The organism is Massilia solisilvae (assembly GCF_024753215.1).
Lineage (GTDB): Bacteria > Pseudomonadota > Gammaproteobacteria > Burkholderiales > Burkholderiaceae_D > Telluria > Telluria solisilvae.
Genome location: NZ_JANUGV010000009.1, coordinates 1 through 16786, shown reverse-complemented (window position 1 = coordinate 16786; position 16786 = coordinate 1). Strand labels below are relative to the sequence as shown.

At 61.5% G+C, this 16786-nt stretch carries 30 protein-coding genes; all 30 read left to right on the top strand.

Annotation, left to right across the window (positions count from 1 at the left end; all coding sequences use genetic code 11):
* Positions 1 to 98 precede the first annotated feature (98 nt).
* The 30 genes from rplC to NX773_RS21605 all read left to right on the top strand — a co-directional run bounded on the left by rplC (position 99) and on the right by NX773_RS21605 (position 16750).
* Positions 99 to 755, top strand: coding sequence for a 50S ribosomal protein L3 (rplC, locus tag NX773_RS21750; protein WP_258823148.1), 657 nt, complete (start codon positions 99 to 101; stop codon positions 753 to 755).
* Between the two features lie 3 nt (positions 756 to 758).
* On the top strand, positions 759 to 1379 hold the full coding sequence (gene rplD / locus NX773_RS21745) for a 50S ribosomal protein L4 (protein WP_258823149.1): 621 nt from the start codon (positions 759 to 761) through the stop codon (positions 1377 to 1379).
* A complete protein-coding gene (rplW, locus tag NX773_RS21740; RefSeq protein WP_258823150.1) occupies positions 1376 to 1693 on the top strand; it encodes a 50S ribosomal protein L23 in 318 nt (105 codons plus the stop codon). Before rplD ends, rplW begins: the two co-directional genes overlap by 4 nt.
* Positions 1693 to 2520, top strand: a complete 828-nt coding sequence (gene rplB / locus NX773_RS21735; protein WP_258823151.1) for a 50S ribosomal protein L2 — start codon at positions 1693 to 1695, stop codon at positions 2518 to 2520. Before rplW ends, rplB begins: the two co-directional genes overlap by 1 nt.
* 10 nt (positions 2521 to 2530) lie before the next feature.
* Positions 2531 to 2806, top strand: a complete 276-nt coding sequence (rpsS, locus tag NX773_RS21730; protein WP_258858341.1) for a 30S ribosomal protein S19 — start codon at positions 2531 to 2533, stop codon at positions 2804 to 2806.
* Positions 2803 to 3135, top strand: a complete 333-nt coding sequence (gene rplV, locus NX773_RS21725) for a 50S ribosomal protein L22 (protein ID WP_258858416.1) — start codon at positions 2803 to 2805, stop codon at positions 3133 to 3135. The genes rpsS and rplV overlap by 4 nt, the downstream gene beginning before the upstream one ends.
* 11 nt (positions 3136 to 3146) lie before the next feature.
* Complete coding sequence (gene rpsC, locus NX773_RS21720; RefSeq protein WP_258858340.1) at positions 3147 to 3941, top strand: 30S ribosomal protein S3; 795 nt, start codon at positions 3147 to 3149, stop codon at positions 3939 to 3941.
* A 2-nt stretch (positions 3942 to 3943) separates the two neighbouring features.
* Positions 3944 to 4363 carry a 50S ribosomal protein L16 gene (gene rplP / locus NX773_RS21715; protein WP_258811905.1) on the top strand — a complete coding sequence of 140 codons (420 nt, stop codon included), beginning with the start codon at positions 3944 to 3946 and terminating at the stop codon, positions 4361 to 4363.
* Between the two features lie 12 nt (positions 4364 to 4375).
* Positions 4376 to 4567 carry a 50S ribosomal protein L29 gene (rpmC, locus tag NX773_RS21710; protein WP_258823154.1) on the top strand — a complete coding sequence of 64 codons (192 nt, stop codon included), beginning with the start codon at positions 4376 to 4378 and terminating at the stop codon, positions 4565 to 4567.
* A complete protein-coding gene (gene rpsQ, locus NX773_RS21705; RefSeq protein WP_258823155.1) occupies positions 4564 to 4836 on the top strand; it encodes a 30S ribosomal protein S17 in 273 nt (90 codons plus the stop codon). Before rpmC ends, rpsQ begins: the two co-directional genes overlap by 4 nt.
* A 235-nt stretch (positions 4837 to 5071) precedes the next feature.
* Positions 5072 to 5440, top strand: a complete 369-nt coding sequence (gene rplN / locus NX773_RS21700) for a 50S ribosomal protein L14 (RefSeq protein WP_258823156.1) — start codon at positions 5072 to 5074, stop codon at positions 5438 to 5440.
* 10 nt (positions 5441 to 5450) lie between these two features.
* Positions 5451 to 5765 carry a 50S ribosomal protein L24 gene (gene rplX, locus NX773_RS21695; protein ID WP_258858339.1) on the top strand — a complete coding sequence of 105 codons (315 nt, stop codon included), beginning with the start codon at positions 5451 to 5453 and terminating at the stop codon, positions 5763 to 5765.
* A 6-nt stretch (positions 5766 to 5771) separates the two neighbouring features.
* Positions 5772 to 6311 (top strand): 50S ribosomal protein L5, encoded by a 540-nt coding sequence (gene rplE / locus NX773_RS21690; RefSeq protein ID WP_258823158.1) that lies wholly within the window; start codon positions 5772 to 5774, stop codon positions 6309 to 6311.
* A 4-nt stretch (positions 6312 to 6315) separates the two neighbouring features.
* Positions 6316 to 6621 carry a 30S ribosomal protein S14 gene (gene rpsN / locus NX773_RS21685; RefSeq protein WP_258823159.1) on the top strand — a complete coding sequence of 102 codons (306 nt, stop codon included), beginning with the start codon at positions 6316 to 6318 and terminating at the stop codon, positions 6619 to 6621.
* 14 nt (positions 6622 to 6635) lie between these two features.
* Positions 6636 to 7031, top strand: coding sequence for a 30S ribosomal protein S8 (gene rpsH, locus NX773_RS21680; RefSeq protein ID WP_258823160.1), 396 nt, complete (start codon positions 6636 to 6638; stop codon positions 7029 to 7031).
* A gap of 10 nt (positions 7032 to 7041) precedes the next feature.
* Entirely contained in the window at positions 7042 to 7575 is a 534-nt protein-coding gene (gene rplF, locus NX773_RS21675) for a 50S ribosomal protein L6 (RefSeq protein WP_258858338.1), read from the top strand.
* Between the two features lie 12 nt (positions 7576 to 7587).
* Entirely contained in the window at positions 7588 to 7950 is a 363-nt protein-coding gene (rplR, locus tag NX773_RS21670) for a 50S ribosomal protein L18 (RefSeq protein WP_135191940.1), read from the top strand.
* Positions 7951 to 7962: 12 nt separating this feature from the next.
* Positions 7963 to 8481 carry a 30S ribosomal protein S5 gene (gene rpsE, locus NX773_RS21665; RefSeq protein WP_258823162.1) on the top strand — a complete coding sequence of 173 codons (519 nt, stop codon included), beginning with the start codon at positions 7963 to 7965 and terminating at the stop codon, positions 8479 to 8481.
* 11 nt (positions 8482 to 8492) lie between these two features.
* The gene (gene rpmD, locus NX773_RS21660) at positions 8493 to 8672 is read left to right on the top strand and encodes a 50S ribosomal protein L30 (protein ID WP_258823163.1); all 180 of its coding nucleotides are present in this window, start codon (positions 8493 to 8495) and stop codon (positions 8670 to 8672) included.
* 23 nt (positions 8673 to 8695) lie between these two features.
* Complete coding sequence (gene rplO, locus NX773_RS21655) at positions 8696 to 9127, top strand: 50S ribosomal protein L15 (protein ID WP_258823164.1); 432 nt, start codon at positions 8696 to 8698, stop codon at positions 9125 to 9127.
* A gap of 31 nt (positions 9128 to 9158) precedes the next feature.
* The gene (gene secY / locus NX773_RS21650; RefSeq protein ID WP_258823165.1) at positions 9159 to 10493 is read left to right on the top strand and encodes a preprotein translocase subunit SecY; all 1335 of its coding nucleotides are present in this window, start codon (positions 9159 to 9161) and stop codon (positions 10491 to 10493) included.
* An 8-nt stretch (positions 10494 to 10501) separates the two neighbouring features.
* On the top strand, positions 10502 to 10720 hold the full coding sequence (gene infA, locus NX773_RS21645) for a translation initiation factor IF-1 (RefSeq protein WP_005663428.1): 219 nt from the start codon (positions 10502 to 10504) through the stop codon (positions 10718 to 10720).
* 35 nt (positions 10721 to 10755) lie between these two features.
* A complete protein-coding gene (gene rpmJ / locus NX773_RS21640) occupies positions 10756 to 10869 on the top strand; it encodes a 50S ribosomal protein L36 (protein ID WP_005663407.1) in 114 nt (37 codons plus the stop codon).
* Positions 10870 to 10886: 17 nt separating this feature from the next.
* Positions 10887 to 11252 (top strand): 30S ribosomal protein S13, encoded by a 366-nt coding sequence (gene rpsM / locus NX773_RS21635; RefSeq protein WP_258823166.1) that lies wholly within the window; start codon positions 10887 to 10889, stop codon positions 11250 to 11252.
* A 14-nt stretch (positions 11253 to 11266) separates the two neighbouring features.
* Positions 11267 to 11671 carry a 30S ribosomal protein S11 gene (rpsK, locus tag NX773_RS21630; RefSeq protein WP_258811892.1) on the top strand — a complete coding sequence of 135 codons (405 nt, stop codon included), beginning with the start codon at positions 11267 to 11269 and terminating at the stop codon, positions 11669 to 11671.
* Between the two features lie 265 nt (positions 11672 to 11936).
* A complete protein-coding gene (gene rpsD, locus NX773_RS21625; protein ID WP_258823167.1) occupies positions 11937 to 12560 on the top strand; it encodes a 30S ribosomal protein S4 in 624 nt (207 codons plus the stop codon).
* Between the two features lie 224 nt (positions 12561 to 12784).
* Positions 12785 to 13762, top strand: coding sequence for a DNA-directed RNA polymerase subunit alpha (locus tag NX773_RS21620; protein WP_258823168.1), 978 nt, complete (start codon positions 12785 to 12787; stop codon positions 13760 to 13762).
* A gap of 220 nt (positions 13763 to 13982) precedes the next feature.
* The gene (gene rplQ, locus NX773_RS21615) at positions 13983 to 14378 is read left to right on the top strand and encodes a 50S ribosomal protein L17 (protein WP_258823169.1); all 396 of its coding nucleotides are present in this window, start codon (positions 13983 to 13985) and stop codon (positions 14376 to 14378) included.
* Positions 14379 to 14620: 242 nt separating this feature from the next.
* Complete coding sequence (gene dsbD, locus NX773_RS21610) at positions 14621 to 16471, top strand: protein-disulfide reductase DsbD (RefSeq protein ID WP_258858337.1); 1851 nt, start codon at positions 14621 to 14623, stop codon at positions 16469 to 16471.
* A 9-nt stretch (positions 16472 to 16480) separates the two neighbouring features.
* Positions 16481 to 16750, top strand: a complete 270-nt coding sequence (locus tag NX773_RS21605) for a hypothetical protein (RefSeq protein ID WP_258858336.1) — start codon at positions 16481 to 16483, stop codon at positions 16748 to 16750.
* The last annotated feature ends 36 nt before the right edge of the window (positions 16751 to 16786 follow it).

Below are 16786 nucleotides of genomic sequence, written 5' to 3'. Positions count from 1 at the left end.
ATACTAGCCGGCTTCGGTATGGATTCGTCTTTTTTGGGTCCGTACGTTTTTAGTAGTTGAACTAGCCCCGCCCAATCGTAGGTGGGAATGGAGAAAAAATGAGCCTGGGCCTCCTCGGTCGCAAGGTTGGCATGATGCGCATCTTCACGGATGACGGGGATTCGATCCCTGTCACCGTGCTGGACGTGTCGAACAACCGTGTTGCGCAAGTAAAAACTCCTGAAACTGACGGCTACGCCGCTGTTCAGGTCGCATTCGGTCAGCGTCGCGCCTCGCGCGTGAACAAGGCCGCTGCGGGTCACTACGCCAAAGCTGGCGTCGAAGCCGGCACGATGCTGAAGGAATTCCGCGTCGACGCCGCTAAAGCTGCCGAACTCAAAACCGGCGACACCATCAACGTTTCGATGTTCGAAGTCGGCCAGAAAATCGACGTGCAAGGCACCTCGATCGGTAAAGGCTACGCCGGTACCATCAAGCGCTACAACTTCGCCTCCGGCCGTGCTACCCACGGTAACTCGCGTTCGCACAATGTGCCGGGCTCGATCGGTATGGCGCAGGATCCGGGCCGCGTGTTCCCGGGTAAGCGCATGACCGGTCACCTGGGTGACGTCACTGTCACCACCCAGAACCTGGAAATCGCTCGCATCGACGCCGAACGCCAGCTGCTGCTGGTCAAAGGCGCGGTCCCTGGCGCAAAGAACGGCCAAGTGGTCGTCAAGCCCGCCGTCAAAGCCAAAGCACAGAAAGGAGCGTAAACGATGGAACTGAAGCTCCTGAATGAGCAAGGCCAGGCTGGCGCCGCCGTCGCCGCCGCCGACACCGTGTTCGGCCGCGACTACAACGAAGCGCTGATCCACCAGATCGTGGTCGCCTACGCTGCCAACGCACGCAGCGGCAACCGCAAGCAGAAGGATCGCGAAGAAGTCTCGCACACCACCAAGAAGCCGTGGCGCCAGAAGGGCACCGGCCGTGCGCGTGCCGGTATGTCGTCGTCGCCGCTGTGGCGCGGCGGTGGCCGTATCTTCCCGAACTCGCCGGAAGAGAACTTCTCGCACAAGGTCAACAAGAAGATGTTCCGTGCAGGTATCTGCTCGATCCTCTCCCAGCTGGCCCGCGAAGACCGTCTGTCCGTGATCGAGAACCTGTCCGTGGAAGCCCCGAAGACCAAGCTGCTGTCGCAAAAGCTGCAGGGCATGGGCCTGGACTCGGTGCTGGTGATCACCGATAACCTCGACGAGAACCTGCTGCTGGCCTCGCGCAACCTGCCGAACGTGCTGGTTGTCGAGCCGAAGCACGCCGATCCGATGTCGCTGGTGTTCTACAAGAAAGTCCTGGTCACCAAGGGTGCGCTGGCCAAGATCGAGGAGATGTACGCATGAGCGCCGCAATCAAATTTAGCGAAGAGCGCCTGATGAAGGTGCTGCTGGCTCCGGTCATTTCCGAGAAGGCGACCTTCGTCGCTGAAAAGGCCGAGCAGATCGTGTTCAAGGTCCTGCCGGACGCGACCAAGCCGGAGATCAAAGCCGCCGTCGAACTGCTGTTCAAGGTGGAAGTGGAATCGGTGCAGACCGTGAACCGCGAAGGCAAGGTCAAGCGCTCGGGCCGTTTCATCGGCCGTCGCAACCACACCAAGCGCGCGTTCGTGTGCCTGAAGCCGGGCCAGGAAATCAATTTCGTCGAGGAGGCTAAATAATGGCACTCGTTAAGATGAAGCCGACCTCGCCAGGCCGCCGCGGCATGGTCAAGGTGGTCAACGCCGACCTGTACAAGGGTCGTCCGTTCGCCGCCCTGGTCGAGAAGAAATCGAAAACTGCTGGCCGTAACAACAACGGCCACATCACTACCCGCCACATCGGCGGTGGCCACAAGCAACACTACCGTGTGGTCGACTTCAAGCGCAACAAGGACGGGATCCCCGCCAAGGTCGAGCGCATCGAGTACGACCCGAACCGCAGCGCCCACATCGCGCTGGTGTGCTACGCCGACGGCGATCGCAAGTACATCATCGCCACCAAGGGCATGGCCGTGGGTGACGTGGTCCAGAACGGCTCGGAAGCGCCGATCAAGTCGGGCAACTGCCTGCCGATCCGCAACATCCCGGTCGGTACCACGATGCACTGCGTCGAAATGCTGCCTGGCAAGGGCGCGCAGATGGCGCGTACCGCCGGTGCCGGCGTCGTGCTGATGGCACGTGAAGGGACCTACGCCCAGGTGCGCCTGCGCTCGGGTGAAGTGCGCCGCGTGCACATCGAGTGCCGCGCCACGGTTGGCGAAGTCGGCAACGGCGAGCACAACCTGCGCAAGATTGGTAAGGCTGGTGCAATGCGCTGGCGCGGTGTCCGCCCGACCGTTCGCGGTGTGGTGATGAACCCGATCGACCACCCGCACGGTGGTGGTGAAGGTCGTACGGCTGCCGGTCGTCATCCTGTGTCGCCTTGGGGCCAGCAGACGAAGGGTAAGAAGACGCGTTCGAACAAGCGCACGTCTTCGATGATCGTCTCGCGCCGTGGTAAGAAATAAGGGGATCTAGATGACTCGTTCACTGAAAAAAGGGCCGTTCTGCGACGCCCACCTGATGAAAAAGGTCGAGACCGCACAGTCGACCAAGGACAAGAAGCCCATCAAGACCTGGTCGCGCCGTTCGACGATCATGCCGGACTTCATCGGCCTGACCATCGCTGTCCACAACGGCAAGGTGCACGTACCGGTGTACGTTTCCGAGAACATGGTTGGTCACAAGCTCGGCGAGTTCGCGCTGACCCGCACGTTCAAGGGCCACGCCGCTGACAAGAAGGCGAAGAAATAATGGAAACTAAAGCTATCCTCAAGGGCGTGCGCCTGTCGGAACAGAAGGGCCGCCTGGTTGCAGACCTGATCCGTGGCAAGAAAGTTGACGCTGCGCTCAACATTCTGCAGTTCAGCCCGAAGAAGGGCGCGGCCATCGTCAAGAAAGTGCTGGAGTCCGCCATCGCGAACGCCGAGCACAACGACGGCGCCGACATCGACGAGCTGAAAGTCACCCAGATCTACGTCGAAAAGGGTCCGATCCTGAAGCGCTTTACGGCACGTGCCAAAGGCCGCGGTGATCGCATTTCGAAACAATCCTGTCACATCTACGTGACTGTCGGCAATTAAGGGGTCACACGATGGGACAGAAGATTCACCCGACTGGCTTTCGCCTGGCAGTAACCCGTAACTGGGCTTCGCGTTGGTACGCGGGCAACGGCAACTTCGCAGAAATGCTGAAGGAAGACCTGGAAGCCCGTGCCTTCCTGAAGAAGAAACTGAAGAACGCTTCGGTGGGCCGCATCGTCATCGAGCGTCCGGCCAAGAACGCGCGCTTCACCGTGTTCAGCTCGCGTCCGGGCGTCGTGATCGGCAAGAAAGGCGAGGACATCGAAGTTCTGAAGTCGTCGCTGACCAAGATCATGGGTGTTCCGGTGCACGTGAACATCGAAGAGATCCGCAAGCCGGAAATCGACGCGCAACTGATCGCCGACTCGATCTCGCAGCAGCTCGAGAAGCGCATCATGTTCCGCCGCGCCATGAAGCGCGCGATGCAGAACGCGATGCGCCTGGGCGCCCTGGGCATCAAGATCATGTCGTCGGGCCGCCTGAACGGCATCGAGATCGCCCGTACCGAATGGTACCGCGAAGGCCGTGTGCCCCTGCACACCCTGCGCGCCGACATCGACTACGGCACCAGCGAAGCCTCGACCACCTACGGCATCATCGGCGTCAAGGTCTGGGTTTACAAGGGCGACCGCTCGGCTACCGGCGAAGCACCGGTGATCGAGACCCCGGCCGAAGAGAAGAAGCCGCGCGGCCCGCGCCGCGACGACGGCAAACCGGCTGGCCGTGGCCGCCCGGGCGCCAAGCCGGCAACCGCACCAGCAGGCCGCCGCGCTGCCAAGCCGGCTGCTGACAAAGCAGGAGAATAAAGATGCTGCAGCCATCCCGCAGAAAGTATCGTAAAGAGCAGAAAGGCCGCAACACCGGCATTTCGCATGACCGCGGCACCGCGGTCTCGTTTGGCGAGTTCGGCCTGAAAGCGACCGTCCGCGGCCGTATCACCGCGCGCCAGATCGAGGCAGCGCGTCGTGCCATGACCCGTCACATCAAGCGTGGCGGCCGGATCTGGATCCGTATCTTCCCGGACAAGCCGATTTCGAACAAGCCGGCCGAAGTCCGTATGGGTAACGGTAAAGGTAACCCGGAGTACTACGTCGCCGAGATCCAGCCAGGCAAGGTCCTGTACGAGATGGACGGTGTCGCCGAAGAACTGGCGCGCGAAGCGTTCCGCCTGGCCGCTGCCAAACTGCCGCTGGCAACCACCTTCGTGGTGCGCCAGGTCGGCCAATAACAGGAGTTGAATATGAAAGCTAGTGAACTCCGCGGCAAAGGCGCAGACGAGCTGCAGAAAGAACTGAGCGACCTGCTCAAGGCCCAGTTCGGCCTGCGCATGCAGATCGCGACGCAGCAGTTGACCAACACCGCGCAGCTCAAGAAAGTCCGCCGCGACATCGCGCGTGTGAAGACTGTGATGAACCAGAAGGAAGCCAAATGAACGACACCACTAAAACGGCGCTGAAGCGCACGCTGGTCGGCAAGGTCGTGTCCGACAAGATGGACAAGACGGTGACCGTACTGGTTGAGCGTCACGTCAAGCACCCGCTGTACGGCAAGATCATCGTGCGCTCGAACAAGTACCACGCGCACGACGAGACCAACCAGGCCAAGACCGGCGACACGGTCGAGATCTCGGAAGGTCGCCCGATCTCGAAGACGAAGGCGTGGAGCGTGACCCGTGTTGTGCAGGTAGCACAGGTTATCTAAGCCGCCCAAAAATTAGTCTTGCGGGGCCCGCTGGTATGTGACATACTAGCGGGCTTCGTTCATGTGTTGCCGCAGTGGTCCCCGCGATCGCCGCGGCCTGCAACGAAGTTATTGGAAAGTCCAATCACCCAAACGGACGCGCTTGCAATGAGGGCGGACGGCGGGACCAAGACTGACCGCAGGCCCACGACGCTGTCGTGGGGTTTCTTCGGCTTAAGTTGGGAAAGAAAATACTATGATTCAAACTGAAAGCCGGCTCGAAGTGGCCGACAACACCGGTGCGAAAGAAGTTCTGTGCATCAAGGTGTTGGGCGGCTCCAAGCGCCGTTACGCGAGCATTGGCGACGTGATCAAGGTCACCGTGAAGGTGGCCCAGCCGCGCGGCCGTGTGAAAAAAGGTGAAATTTACAACGCCGTGGTTGTGCGTACCGCCAAGGGCGTGCGCCGCCAGGACGGCTCCCTGGTCAAGTTCGACGGCAACGCCGCTGTCCTGCTGAACAACAAGCTGGAGCCGATCGGTACCCGTATCTTTGGACCGGTCACGCGCGAACTGCGTACCGAGAAGTTCATGAAGATCGTGTCCCTGGCACCGGAAGTTCTGTAAGGGGATCGCAATGGATAAGATTCGTAAAAACGACGAAGTCGTCGTCCTGGCCGGCAAGGACAAGGGCAAGCGCGGTGTCGTGCAGCAGCGCGTGGACGCCGAGCACGTCATCGTCGAAGGCGTGAACGTGGCCAAGAAGGCCGTCAAGCCGAACCCGATGACCGGTGTTACTGGTGGTATCGTCGATAAGACCATGCCGATTCACGTGTCGAACGTTGCTCTGTTCAACGCTGCGACCGGCAAGGCAGACCGCGTGGGCTTCAAGACGGTGGACGGCAAAAAAGTCCGCGTCTTCAAGTCGAACGGCGAAGTAGTGAAAGGGTAATACACAATGGCCCGTCTCCAACAACTGTATAAAGACAAAGTCGTCGGCGAGCTGACCGAGAAGTTCGGTTACAAGTCGATCATGGAAGTGCCGCGCCTGACCAAGATCACCCTGAACATGGGTCTGGGCGAAGCGGTGGCCGACAAGAAGGTCATCGAGCACGCCACCGGCGACCTGACCAAGATCGCCGGCCAGAAACCGGTCGTGACCAAGGCCCGCAAGGCGATCGCCGGCTTCAAGATCCGCGAAGGCTACCCGATCGGTACGATGGTGACCCTGCGCGGCGCCCGCATGTACGAATTCCTGGACCGCTTCATCACCGTGGCCCTGCCGCGCGTGCGTGACTTCCGTGGTGTCAACGGCCGTTCGTTCGATGGCCGCGGCAACTACAACATCGGCGTCAAAGAGCAGATCATCTTCCCGGAAATCGATTACGACAAAATCGACGCGCTGCGTGGCCTGAACATCTCGATCACCACCACCGCTAAGACCGACGAAGAAGCCAAAGCGCTGCTCGCCGCATTCAAATTCCCGTTCCGGAACTAAGAACATGGCAAAACTTGCACTGATTAACCGCGAACAGAAGCGTGCAGACCTGGTGGAGAAATTCGCCGCGAAGCGTGCCGCTCTGAAAGCGATCATCGACGACCAGACCAAGTCGGACGAAGAGCGTTACGAAGCCCGCCTGAAGCTGCAGGCGCTGCCGCGCAACGCCAACCCGACCCGCCAGCGCAACCGTTGCGCGCTGACCGGCCGTCCCCGTGGCACTTTCCGTAAATTCGGTCTGGCCCGTACCAAACTCCGTGAATTCGCTATGCGTGGCGAGATCCCGGGCATGACCAAAGCTAGCTGGTAATAGGAGAACAAGCAATGAGTATGAGCGATCCTATCGCCGATATGCTGACCCGTATCCGCAACGCACAAGGCGTGCAGAAGACCGCCGTGTCGATGCCGTCGTCGAAGTTGAAAGTTGCGATTGCCAACGTCCTGAAGGACGAGGGTTACATTGAGGATTTCGCCGTGTCCACCGAAGGTGGCAAGTCGGAACTGAAAATCGGTTTGAAATATTACGTCGGCCGTCCGGTCATCGAGCGCCTCGAGCGCGTGTCGCGTCCTGGCCTGCGCATCTACAAGGGCAAGGATGAGATCCCGTCGGTCATGAACGGCCTGGGCGTGGCAATCGTCTCGACCCCGCGTGGCGTGATGACCGACCGCAAAGCACGCGCTACCGGTGTCGGTGGCGAAGTGATTTGCTACGTGGCTTAAGGAGTAGACGATGTCTCGAGTAGCTAAGATGCCAATCGCCGTGCCGGCCGGTACGGACGTAGCGATCAGCGCCGGCGCGATCACGGTCAAGGGCCCGCTGGGCTCGCTGACCCAGCCGCTGAACGGCCTGGTCAAGGTGGAAAACAACAACGGCACGCTGACTTTCGACGTGGTCGACGAGTCGCGTGAATCGAACGCGATGAGCGGCACCCTGCGCGCCCTGGTCAACAACATGGTGACCGGCGTGACCCGCGGCTTCGAGAAGAAGCTGACCCTGGTCGGCGTGGGCTACAAGGCAGCCGTCCAGGGCAACGCCCTGAACCTGTCGCTGGGCTTCTCGCACCCGGTGCTGCATGCGATGCCGGAAGGCGTGACCGCCGCTACCCCGACCCCGACCGAGATCGTGATCAAGGGTATCGACCGCCAGAAGGTGGGCCAGGTCGCCGCTGAAGTGCGTGCTTACCGCTCGCCTGAGCCTTACAAGGGCAAGGGTGTCCGCTATGCGGACGAAGTGGTGAAGCTGAAAGAAACCAAGAAGAAATAATCGGAGCTGACGATGGACAAGAAAGAATCGCGTCTGCGTCGCGGACGCCAAACCCGCATCAAGATCGCGCAGCTGGGCGTGAACCGCCTGCAGGTGCATCGCACCAACCTGCACATCTATGCGAACCTGATCAGCCCGGAAGCCAAGGTGCTGGTGTCGGCTTCGACGCTGGAAGCCGAAGTGCGCGCCGAGCTGGCTGGCCAGACCGGCAAGGGTGGCAACGCCGCTGCCGCGGCCCTGGTGGGCAAGCGCGTCGCAGAGAAAGCACTGAAAGCTGGAATCACCGAGGTAGCGTTCGACCGCTCCGGTTTCCGTTATCACGGCCGTGTCAAGGCGCTGGCGGAAGCCGCCCGTGAAGCCGGTCTGAAGTTCTAAGGAAGAATCGTCATGGCAAAAATGCAAGCGAAAATGGCAAGCGACAAGCCGGATGATGGCATGCGCGAAAAAATGATCGCGATCAACCGCGTGACCAAAGTGGTCAAGGGCGGTCGCATCATGGGTTTTGCAGCGCTGACCGTTGTCGGTGACGGCGATGGCCGCATCGGCATGGGCAAGGGCAAGTCGAAGGAAGTTCCGGTCGGCGTGCAGAAGGCAATGGAAGAAGCCCGCCGCAACCTGATCAAGGTGCCCCTGAAGAACGGTACCCTGCAGCACAGCGTCGAAGGCCGCCACGGCGCCTCGCGCGTGATGATGTCGCCGGCCAAGCCGGGTACCGGCGTCATCGCGGGCGGTGCAATGCGCGCGATCTTTGAAGTGATGGGCGTGACCGACGTGGTCGCCAAGTCGACCGGTTCGAGCAACCCGTACAACCTGGTGCGCGCAACCCTCGACGGCCTGTCGAAGATGAGCACCCCGGCCGACATCGCCGCCAAGCGTGGCAAGTCGGTCGAAGAGATCCTGGGCTAAGAGGAACCATCATGGCAAACACCGTCAAAGTTAAACTGGTCAAGGGCCTGATCGGCACCCGCCAGGACCACCGCGCTACCGTGCGTGGCCTGGGCCTGCGTCGCGTGAACTCTGTTTCCGAGCTGCAGGACACCCCGGCCGTGCGCGGCATGATCAACAAGGTCGCCTACCTGGTCAAGGTAATCGACTAAGCCGCGCGCATAAGGAGAAATCAATGGAACTGAATACCATTCAACCGGCAGAAGGCGCCAAGCACGCCAAGCGCCGCGTCGGCCGTGGCATCGGCTCGGGCCTGGGCAAGACCGCCGGCCGCGGCCACAAGGGCCAGAAGTCGCGTTCGGGCGGCTTCCACAAGGTCGGCTTCGAAGGCGGCCAGATGCCGCTGCAGCGTCGTCTGCCCAAGCGTGGCTTCAAGTCGCTCAACGCCACCTTCAAGGCCGAAGTGCGCCTGTCCGACCTGAACACCCTGGCCGTCGGCGACGTCGACATCCTGGTGCTCAAGCAAGCTGGCATCCTGTCGACCCTGGCACGTGACGTGCGCGTCATCCAGTCCGGCGAGATCACCCGTGCGGTGAACCTCAAGGGCCTGAAAGTGACCGCCGGCGCGAAAGCGGCGATCGAGGCAGCGGGCGGTTCGGTCGCGTAATTGCGACTAACCAGCCTGATCGGAGCACAAATTGGCGACTAATACACAACTTGGTAAAAGCGCCGCAGCCGGCTTCCCCTGGAACCGGCTGTGGTTCTTGCTTGGCGCGTTGGTCGTGTACCGCATCGGAGCTCACATCCCGGTCCCCGGGATTGACCCGGCAAGGCTTGCCGCTCTGTTCAAGCAGAACGAAGGCGGCCTCCTTGGCATGTTCAACATGTTCTCGGGCGGCGCCATGTCGCGCTTTGCCGTGTTCGCTCTTGGCATCACGCCTTACATTTCGGCTTCGATCATCATGCAGCTGGTGTCGATCGTCTCGCCGCAGATGGAAGCGCTGAAGAAGGAAGGCGAGGCAGGACGCCGGAAGATCACCCAGTACACCCGTTACTTCACGGTGGCACTGGCGCTGTTCCAGGCGTTCGGCATCGCGGTCGCGCTCGAGGCCCAGCAGGGCCTGGTGCTCGACCCCGGCTTCGGCTTCCGCTTCGTCACCGTCGTGACCCTGCTCACGGGCACGATGTTCCTGATGTGGCTGGGCGAGCAAATCACCGAGCGTGGCCTTGGAAACGGCATTTCGATCATCATCTTCGCCGGTATCGCGGCAGGTTTGCCGAGCGCCCTGGGTAGCCTGTTTACCCTGGTGTCGAACGGTTCGATCAGCTCGATCGCCGCGATCTTCATCGTGGCCCTGGTGGCCGTGGTGACCTACGCGGTGGTGTTCGTGGAGCGCGGCCAGCGCAAGATCCTCGTGAACTACGCCAAACGCCAGGTCGGCAACAAGGTGTACGGTGGCCAAACCAGCCACCTGCCCCTGAAGCTGAACATGGCCGGCGTGATTCCGCCGATCTTCGCCTCGTCGATCATCCTGTTCCCGGCGACGATCGTCGACTGGTTCACCCGCGGCAAGGACACCACGAACCCGGTGATCGGGTTCCTGAAGGACCTGGCTGCGTCGCTGAGCCCTGGCGAGCCGATCAACATGCTGCTGTATGTGGTGGCGATCGTGTTCTTCTGCTTCTTCTATACCGCCCTGGTGTTCAACAGCCGGGAAACCGCGGACAACCTGAAGAAGAGCGGTGCGTTCGTGCCGGGCATCCGCCCGGGCGAGCAGACCGCGCGCTACATCGACAAGATCCTGATGCGCCTGACCCTCGCGGGGGCGGTGTACATCACCCTGGTGTGCCTGGTGCCACAATTCCTGCAAAGCCAGTGGAAAGTGCCTTTCTACTTTGGCGGCACGTCACTCCTGATTATCGTGGTGGTGACGATGGATTTCATGGCTCAGGTTCAGAACTATGTGATGTCGCAGCAATATGAATCGCTGCTGCGCAAGGCAAACTTCAAGGGTGGTCTTCCGACCCGGTGATAGAGCGAATGGCAAAAGACGACGTCATCCAAATGCAGGGGGAGATTCTGGAGAATCTCCCGAACGCGACATTTCGCGTGAAGCTGGAAAACGGCCACGTGGTGCTGGGACATATCTCGGGTAAAATGCGGATGAACTACATCCGCATCCTCCCGGGCGACAAGGTGACGGTGGAGTTGACGCCGTACGATTTGTCGCGGGCCCGCATCGTGTTCCGCACCAAGTAAAACAATCAAGTAATCGAACCGAAAGAGAGTGCAAAATGAAAGTTAACGCTTCAGTTAAGCGCATCTGCCGCAACTGCAAGATCATCAAGCGCAAGGGTGTGGTCCGCGTCATCTGCGTGGAGCCGCGTCACAAGCAGCGTCAAGGTTAATTTCGAGGAAATAACGAATGGCACGTATTGCAGGGGTCAACATCCCCAACCATAAGCACGCCGTCATCGGCCTGACCGAGATCTACGGCATCGGCCGTCCGCGTTCGCAGAAGATCTGCGCTGCCGCTGGCGTCGCGACCGACAAGAAGGTCAAGGACCTGGACGACAACGAACTCGAGAAGCTGCGTGACGAAATCGCGAAGTTTGTCGTGGAAGGCGACCTGCGCCGCGAACTGTCCATGAACATCAAGCGCCTGATGGACCTGGGCTGCTACCGTGGCATGCGTCACCGCAAGGGCCTGCCGGTTCGTGGTCAGCGTACCCGTACCAACGCTCGTACCCGCAAGGGCCCGCGCAAGGCAGCACAAGCTCTCAAGAAATAATCTAGGAACCTGACATGGCCAAGCAACAAAGCAGCGCAGCAGCAGCTCGCGTACGCAAGAAAGTGAAGAAAAACGTGGCTGAGGGCATCGCCCACGTCCACGCTTCGTTCAACAACACCATCATCACCATCACCGACCGCCAGGGCAACGCCCTGTCGTGGGCGACCTCGGGTGGCGCAGGCTTCAAGGGCTCGCGCAAATCGACCCCGTTCGCCGCGCAGGTCGCTGCTGAAGCTGCCGGCAAGGTGGCCCAGGAGCAGGGCGTGAAGAACCTGGAAGTGCGCATCAAGGGCCCGGGCCCGGGCCGCGAGTCGGCTGTGCGCGCACTGAACAACCTCGGCATCAAGATCACCGAGATCCAGGACGTGACCCCGGTGCCGCACAACGGCTGCCGTCCGCCGAAGCGTCGCCGCATCTAAGCCGGCCTTGCCGGCGCCGGGTGTTGTTGCACTCGCGCCGCGCATCGCCTGCGATGCATCGGCTCAAAGCCGAAACCGTTGTGTGTGAGAGATCGCCGGTGCAGTGCCCTGGAAAATGGGTTATACTGCCCGGCTATTGTCGCCTGCGGCCCTGTCGCGGGTGGTATTGTCAGCCACGTCCGGTCTCATCGAAGAACTGGACTAGCGCCTGTTGAGTCCTCGGGACCTTCTGGGGCGTGATTTTTAATTTATAAAGGTATCTAACGTGGCACGTTATATCGGACCAAAAGCAAAACTGGCACGCCGTGAAGGCACCGACCTGTTCCTGAAGAGCGCACGCCGCTCGCTCGACTCCAAGTGCAAACTGGACGTCAAGCCGGGCCAGCACGGCGTCAAGTCGGGCGCCCGTACCTCGGACTACGGCAACCAGCTGCGCGAAAAGCAGAAAGTCAAGCGCATCTACGGCGTGCTCGAGCGCCAGTTCCGCCGCTACTTCGCAGAAGCAGCCCGCCGCAAGGGCAACACCGGTGAGACCCTGCTCAAGCTGCTGGAAGCTCGCCTGGACAACGTCGCCTACCGCATGGGCTTCGGCTCGACCCGCGCCGAAGCGCGCCAGCTGGTCAGCCACAAAGCCTTCACCGTGAACGGCAACGTCGTGAACATCGCTTCGTACTCGGTCAAGGCTGGCGACGTGGTCGCCGTGCGCGAAAAGGCCAAGAAGCAGACCCGTATCGTCGAGGCGCTGTCGCTGGCCGAGCAGGTCGGCTTCCCGAGCTGGGTCTCGGTCGATGCCAAGAAGATGGAAGGCACCTTCAAGTCGTTCCCGGAGCGTAACGAAATCGCTGCCGACGTCAACGAAGCCCTGATCGTCGAACTGTACTCGCGTTAATCGACTTCGTCGCGGTCTCCCCGCGACGAAGTCGTCCCGGCGCAGGCCGGGATCCATGCTGAGCTGGCTAAGCCGCCGCATGGGTCACGGCGGGGGCGCCGAGCCTTCCGCCGGGACGACACCAGAGTAGCTAGTAGCACCGCCTGCTTTCGAAGCAGGCTTTTCACTTTAATGCCATCAGCCTTATCGGTGTAACGAGCCGAGGGTATTGAAAAGGACATTTCATGCAAAATAGTTTGTTGAAGCCACGTATCATCGATGTAGAAGCCATCGGCCCCGGCCACGCCAAAGTCGTGATGGAGCCGTTCGAACGTGGTTATGGCCACACGCTGGGCAACGCGCTGCGCCGCGTGCTGCTGTCGTCGATGATCGGCTACGCGCCGACCGAAGTGACGATCGCCGGCGTCGTGCACGAGTACTCGTCGCTCGACGGCGTGCAGGAAGACGTGGTTGACCTGCTGCTGAACCTGAAGGGCGTGGTGTTCAAGGTGCACAACCGCGACTCCGTCACCCTGAGCCTGAAGAAGGAAGGCGAAGGCCCCGTGCTGGCATCGGACATCGACCTGCCGCATGATGTGGAACTGATCAACCCGGATCACGTGATCGCCCACCTGACCGCCGGCGGCAAGCTCGACATGCAGATCAAGGTCGAAAAGGGCCGCGGCTATGTGCCGGGCAACGTGCGCCGCCTGTCGGAAGACACCAACAAGACCATCGGCCGCATCATCCTGGACGCCTCGTTCTCGCCGGTGCGCCGCGTGTCGTACGCCGTGGAATCGGCTCGCGTCGAGCAGCGTACCGACCTGGACAAGCTGATCATCAACATCGAGACCAACGGCGTCATCACCCCGGAAGAGGCGATCCGCCAGTCGGCCCGCGTGCTGGTGGACCAGCTGAACGTGTTCGCCGCCCTGGAAGGTACCGAAGCCGCCGCGGAAGCCCCGTCGCGCGCGCCGCTGGTCGATCCGATCCTGCTGCGTCCGGTCGACGACCTGGAACTGACGGTGCGTTCGGCCAACTGCCTGAAGGCCGAGAACATCTACTACATCGGCGACCTGATCCAGCGTTCGGAAAACGAGCTGCTCAAGACCCCGAACCTGGGCCGCAAGTCGCTCAACGAAATCAAGGAAGTGCTCGCTTCGCGCGGCCTGACCCTCGGCATGAAACTCGAGAACTGGCCGCCGGCTGGGCTCGAAAAATAATCAACCGAAAGTACACCCCTACTTTCGGTTGGGTTTAGCCAAAAAGGACTGGCGGAGCCAGATCCTTTTTGGAGGAAAAACCGCCAAAAGAAGTAAATGCAGTACCTGCCCGCGCAATGGTGCGCGGGGAGTTTAAACCCATAAAACCGGTCCGCGAGCTTATGCGACTTGCATAAAATCGATCGAAGAACTGGAATGTAAACACTCGAAAGGAAGTACCATGCGTCACCGTCACGGCCTCCGTAAGCTGAACCGTACCTCGTCCCACCGCCTGGCCATGCTGCGCAACATGACCGTCTCGCTGCTGCGTCATGAAGCCATCAAGACCACGCTGCCGAAAGCCAAGGAACTGCGCCGCGTCGTCGAGCCGATCCTGACCCTGGGCAAGACCGACACCCTGGCCAACAAGCGCCTGGCGTTCTCGCGCCTGCGCGACCGCGAAATGGTGCAAAAGCTGTTCGCCGAACTGGGCCCGCGCTACGCGACCCGCAACGGCGGCTACCTGCGCATCCTGAAGATGGGTTTCCGCGTCGGCGACAACGCTCCGATGGCCTTCGTCGAGCTGGTCGATCGTCCGGAAGTCACCACTGCCGAAGAAGCACCGACCGCTGAGTAATTGCTCAACGCTCTGAAAAAACCAGGCCTTTGTGCCTGGTTTTTTTTCGCGCCAAGCATTTGCTGTCAAAAGAACACGCGCATTCCCGCCCGGATGTTTTTTGCGCCCTGACTGCTTCGTTCTAATGCTCGCTTAATTCTATTGCTCTACAGTCAGGCATGGCGGTCCCTAACCCGGCTCGCCGCCGTCGGTGTAAGATTCTATTAGGCAGTACAACTTCCCAGGAAGCCATGTCACGATCCATGTCCCATTCCGCCTTTCGCTGGCTTGCCGGCGTGTTCCTGCTGCTTGCCGGGCTGGTGCTCGCCGCGGGCGCGCGCGCTGACGACGACTTCCTCGATCCCCAGGTTGCCTTCAAGTTCTCGGCCCGCATGGACGGCCCGAAGACGGCGGTGGTCAGCTATGTCATCGCGGACGGCTACTACATGTACCGCGAGCGCTTCAGCTTCAAGGCGCAAGGGGCCACGCTCGGTGCGCCGCAAATCCCGGCGGGCAAGGTCCACTTCGACGAGAACTTCGGCAAGGATGTCGAAACCTATCACCACGGCGTGACAATCCGCATTCCGGTCGAGGGCAATAGGCCGTTCACCCTGACCGTCACCGGCCAGGGCTGCGCCGACAAGGGGCTGTGCTATCCGCCGCAGGAGGCGAGTGCGCAACTGGTGGCCGGCGGCGGTGCGGGCGCGGCAGCGCTGCAGACCGCGCCCACGGCACCCGGTAGCGCCAATGACAGCACCGGCGGCACAGCGCCGGCATCGGCCGCGCCCCAGGCGAGCGCGCCCGCGCCTTCCGCGGCGCTCGCGCAGGCAGCCGCGCCAGCCGCGGCGCCGACACAGTCCGAGCTGTCGGGGATTTCCTCGATCCTGCAGGGTGGTCGCATGCTCGCGATTGTCCCGGCCTTCATCCTGCTTGGCCTGGGCCTGGCGTTCACACCGTGCGTGCTGCCGATGGTGCCGATCTTGTCGTCGATCATCGTGGGCGAGGGCGGCCAAATGCGCAAGGCGCGCGGCTTCGTCCTGTCGCTGTCGTATTCGCTGGGCATGGCGATCGTGTACACGCTGCTGGGCGTGGCGGCCGGCCTGGTCGGCGAGGGCTTGTCGGCCGCGCTGCAGAACCCGTGGGTGCTGGGTGGCTTTGCCCTGCTGATGGTCGCGATGGCGATGTCCATGTTCGGTTTTTACGAACTGCAGATGCCCGCCGCGCTGCAGACCCGGCTGGCGGGCGCCTCCGGGCGCCAGAAGTCCGGCAAGCTGGCCGGCGTGTTCGCGATGGGCGCCATCTCCGCGCTGATCGTCGGCCCGTGCGTGGCCGCGCCGCTGGCCGGCGCGCTGGTGTACATCAGCCAGACCCGCGACGTGCTGATCGGCGGCGCCGCGCTGTTCTCGATGGCGATCGGCATGAGCATTCCGCTCATCCTGGTCGGCGTCTCGGCCGGCTCGCTGCTGCCGCGCGCCGGCATGTGGATGGAGTCGGTCAAGATCTTCTTCGGCGTGCTGATGCTCGCGATGGCGCTGTGGATGGTGACGCCGCTGCTGCCGGCCGTGGCGCAAATGCTGCTGTGGGCCACGCTGCTGCTCGGCTACGGCTCCTGGCTGCTGCGTCGCAAGGGCAACTGGGCCAGCATGGCGGCAGGTCTGGTGTTCGCGGTGCCGGGCGCGATGCAGGTCGTTGGCGTGGCCAGCGGCGGGCGCGATGCGCTCGATCCGCTGGCGGAGCTGCGCGGCAGCCAGGTGCAGCACCTGGTCTTTCAGCGCGTCAAGTCCGTGGACCAGCTCGACGCCATCCTTGCCAACACCGGCGGCAAGACCGTGATGCTGGATTTTTACGCCGACTGGTGCGTGTCGTGCAAGGAGATGGAGCGCCTGACCTTCCCCGATGCGCGCGTGAAGGAAAAGCTCGCCAACACCATCCTGCTGCAGGCCGACGTCACCGCCAACGACGATGCCGACAAGGCCCTGCTCAAGCGCTTTGCCCTGTTCGGACCGCCGGGCATCATCCTGTTCGACCACAACGGCAAGGAAATCGCCGACAGTCGCGTCATCGGCTACCAGGACGCCAACAAATTCCTGAGGTCGCTACAAAAACTGAACTAAGAGGACGATATGGGCCGTTCGCTTGACACCAACGATGGTCAGCCAGAAGATGGTCGCATGGAAGAGCGGCTGGACAAGGTTGAGCAACGACTCGCGGTGCTTGAGCGAGATGTGGCGGTTATTCGCTCAAATTCCGTCACGAAAGAAGACCTGCATCGAGAAATCGGCGCGGTACTGCGCGAAATGAATGCGCAGACATGGAAAATTCTTACGTTTGTCGCGGGCTTTGGAACAGTGCTGGTGAGCGCGACTTATTTCATCGCCACTCATACAAAATAGGCGAGTTCGCAAGAAAAAGGGACGCCAGAGCGTCCC

Excerpts from the sequence above, each read along its gene's own strand:
- rplR (WP_135191940.1), top strand. The coding sequence starts at position 7,588 with ATGGACAAGAAAGAATCGCGTCTGCGTCGCGGACGCCAAACCCGCATC.
- rpsQ (WP_258823155.1), top strand. The coding sequence starts at position 4,564 with ATGAACGACACCACTAAAACGGCGCTGAAGCGCACGCTGGTCGGCAAG.
- rplC (WP_258823148.1), top strand. The coding sequence starts at position 99 with ATGAGCCTGGGCCTCCTCGGTCGCAAGGTTGGCATGATGCGCATCTTC.
- NX773_RS21620 (WP_258823168.1), top strand. The coding sequence starts at position 12,785 with ATGCAAAATAGTTTGTTGAAGCCACGTATCATCGATGTAGAAGCCATC.
- NX773_RS21605 (WP_258858336.1), top strand. The coding sequence starts at position 16,481 with ATGGGCCGTTCGCTTGACACCAACGATGGTCAGCCAGAAGATGGTCGC.
- rpmD (WP_258823163.1), top strand. The coding sequence starts at position 8,493 with ATGGCAAACACCGTCAAAGTTAAACTGGTCAAGGGCCTGATCGGCACC.
- rplF (WP_258858338.1), top strand. The coding sequence starts at position 7,042 with ATGTCTCGAGTAGCTAAGATGCCAATCGCCGTGCCGGCCGGTACGGAC.
- infA (WP_005663428.1), top strand. The coding sequence starts at position 10,502 with ATGGCAAAAGACGACGTCATCCAAATGCAGGGGGAGATTCTGGAGAAT.
- rplB (WP_258823151.1), top strand. The coding sequence starts at position 1,693 with ATGGCACTCGTTAAGATGAAGCCGACCTCGCCAGGCCGCCGCGGCATG.
- rplX (WP_258858339.1), top strand. The coding sequence starts at position 5,451 with ATGGATAAGATTCGTAAAAACGACGAAGTCGTCGTCCTGGCCGGCAAG.
- rpsM (WP_258823166.1), top strand. The coding sequence starts at position 10,887 with ATGGCACGTATTGCAGGGGTCAACATCCCCAACCATAAGCACGCCGTC.
- rplP (WP_258811905.1), top strand. The coding sequence starts at position 3,944 with ATGCTGCAGCCATCCCGCAGAAAGTATCGTAAAGAGCAGAAAGGCCGC.
- rplD (WP_258823149.1), top strand. The coding sequence starts at position 759 with ATGGAACTGAAGCTCCTGAATGAGCAAGGCCAGGCTGGCGCCGCCGTC.
- rpmC (WP_258823154.1), top strand. The coding sequence starts at position 4,376 with ATGAAAGCTAGTGAACTCCGCGGCAAAGGCGCAGACGAGCTGCAGAAA.
- rpsE (WP_258823162.1), top strand. The coding sequence starts at position 7,963 with ATGGCAAAAATGCAAGCGAAAATGGCAAGCGACAAGCCGGATGATGGC.
- rpsN (WP_258823159.1), top strand. The coding sequence starts at position 6,316 with ATGGCAAAACTTGCACTGATTAACCGCGAACAGAAGCGTGCAGACCTG.
- rplW (WP_258823150.1), top strand. The coding sequence starts at position 1,376 with ATGAGCGCCGCAATCAAATTTAGCGAAGAGCGCCTGATGAAGGTGCTG.
- rpmJ (WP_005663407.1), top strand. The coding sequence starts at position 10,756 with ATGAAAGTTAACGCTTCAGTTAAGCGCATCTGCCGCAACTGCAAGATC.
- rpsH (WP_258823160.1), top strand. The coding sequence starts at position 6,636 with ATGAGTATGAGCGATCCTATCGCCGATATGCTGACCCGTATCCGCAAC.
- rplN (WP_258823156.1), top strand. The coding sequence starts at position 5,072 with ATGATTCAAACTGAAAGCCGGCTCGAAGTGGCCGACAACACCGGTGCG.
- dsbD (WP_258858337.1), top strand. The coding sequence starts at position 14,621 with ATGTCCCATTCCGCCTTTCGCTGGCTTGCCGGCGTGTTCCTGCTGCTT.
- rplO (WP_258823164.1), top strand. The coding sequence starts at position 8,696 with ATGGAACTGAATACCATTCAACCGGCAGAAGGCGCCAAGCACGCCAAG.
- rplQ (WP_258823169.1), top strand. The coding sequence starts at position 13,983 with ATGCGTCACCGTCACGGCCTCCGTAAGCTGAACCGTACCTCGTCCCAC.
- rpsS (WP_258858341.1), top strand. The coding sequence starts at position 2,531 with ATGACTCGTTCACTGAAAAAAGGGCCGTTCTGCGACGCCCACCTGATG.
- rpsK (WP_258811892.1), top strand. The coding sequence starts at position 11,267 with ATGGCCAAGCAACAAAGCAGCGCAGCAGCAGCTCGCGTACGCAAGAAA.
- rpsC (WP_258858340.1), top strand. The coding sequence starts at position 3,147 with ATGGGACAGAAGATTCACCCGACTGGCTTTCGCCTGGCAGTAACCCGT.
- rplE (WP_258823158.1), top strand. The coding sequence starts at position 5,772 with ATGGCCCGTCTCCAACAACTGTATAAAGACAAAGTCGTCGGCGAGCTG.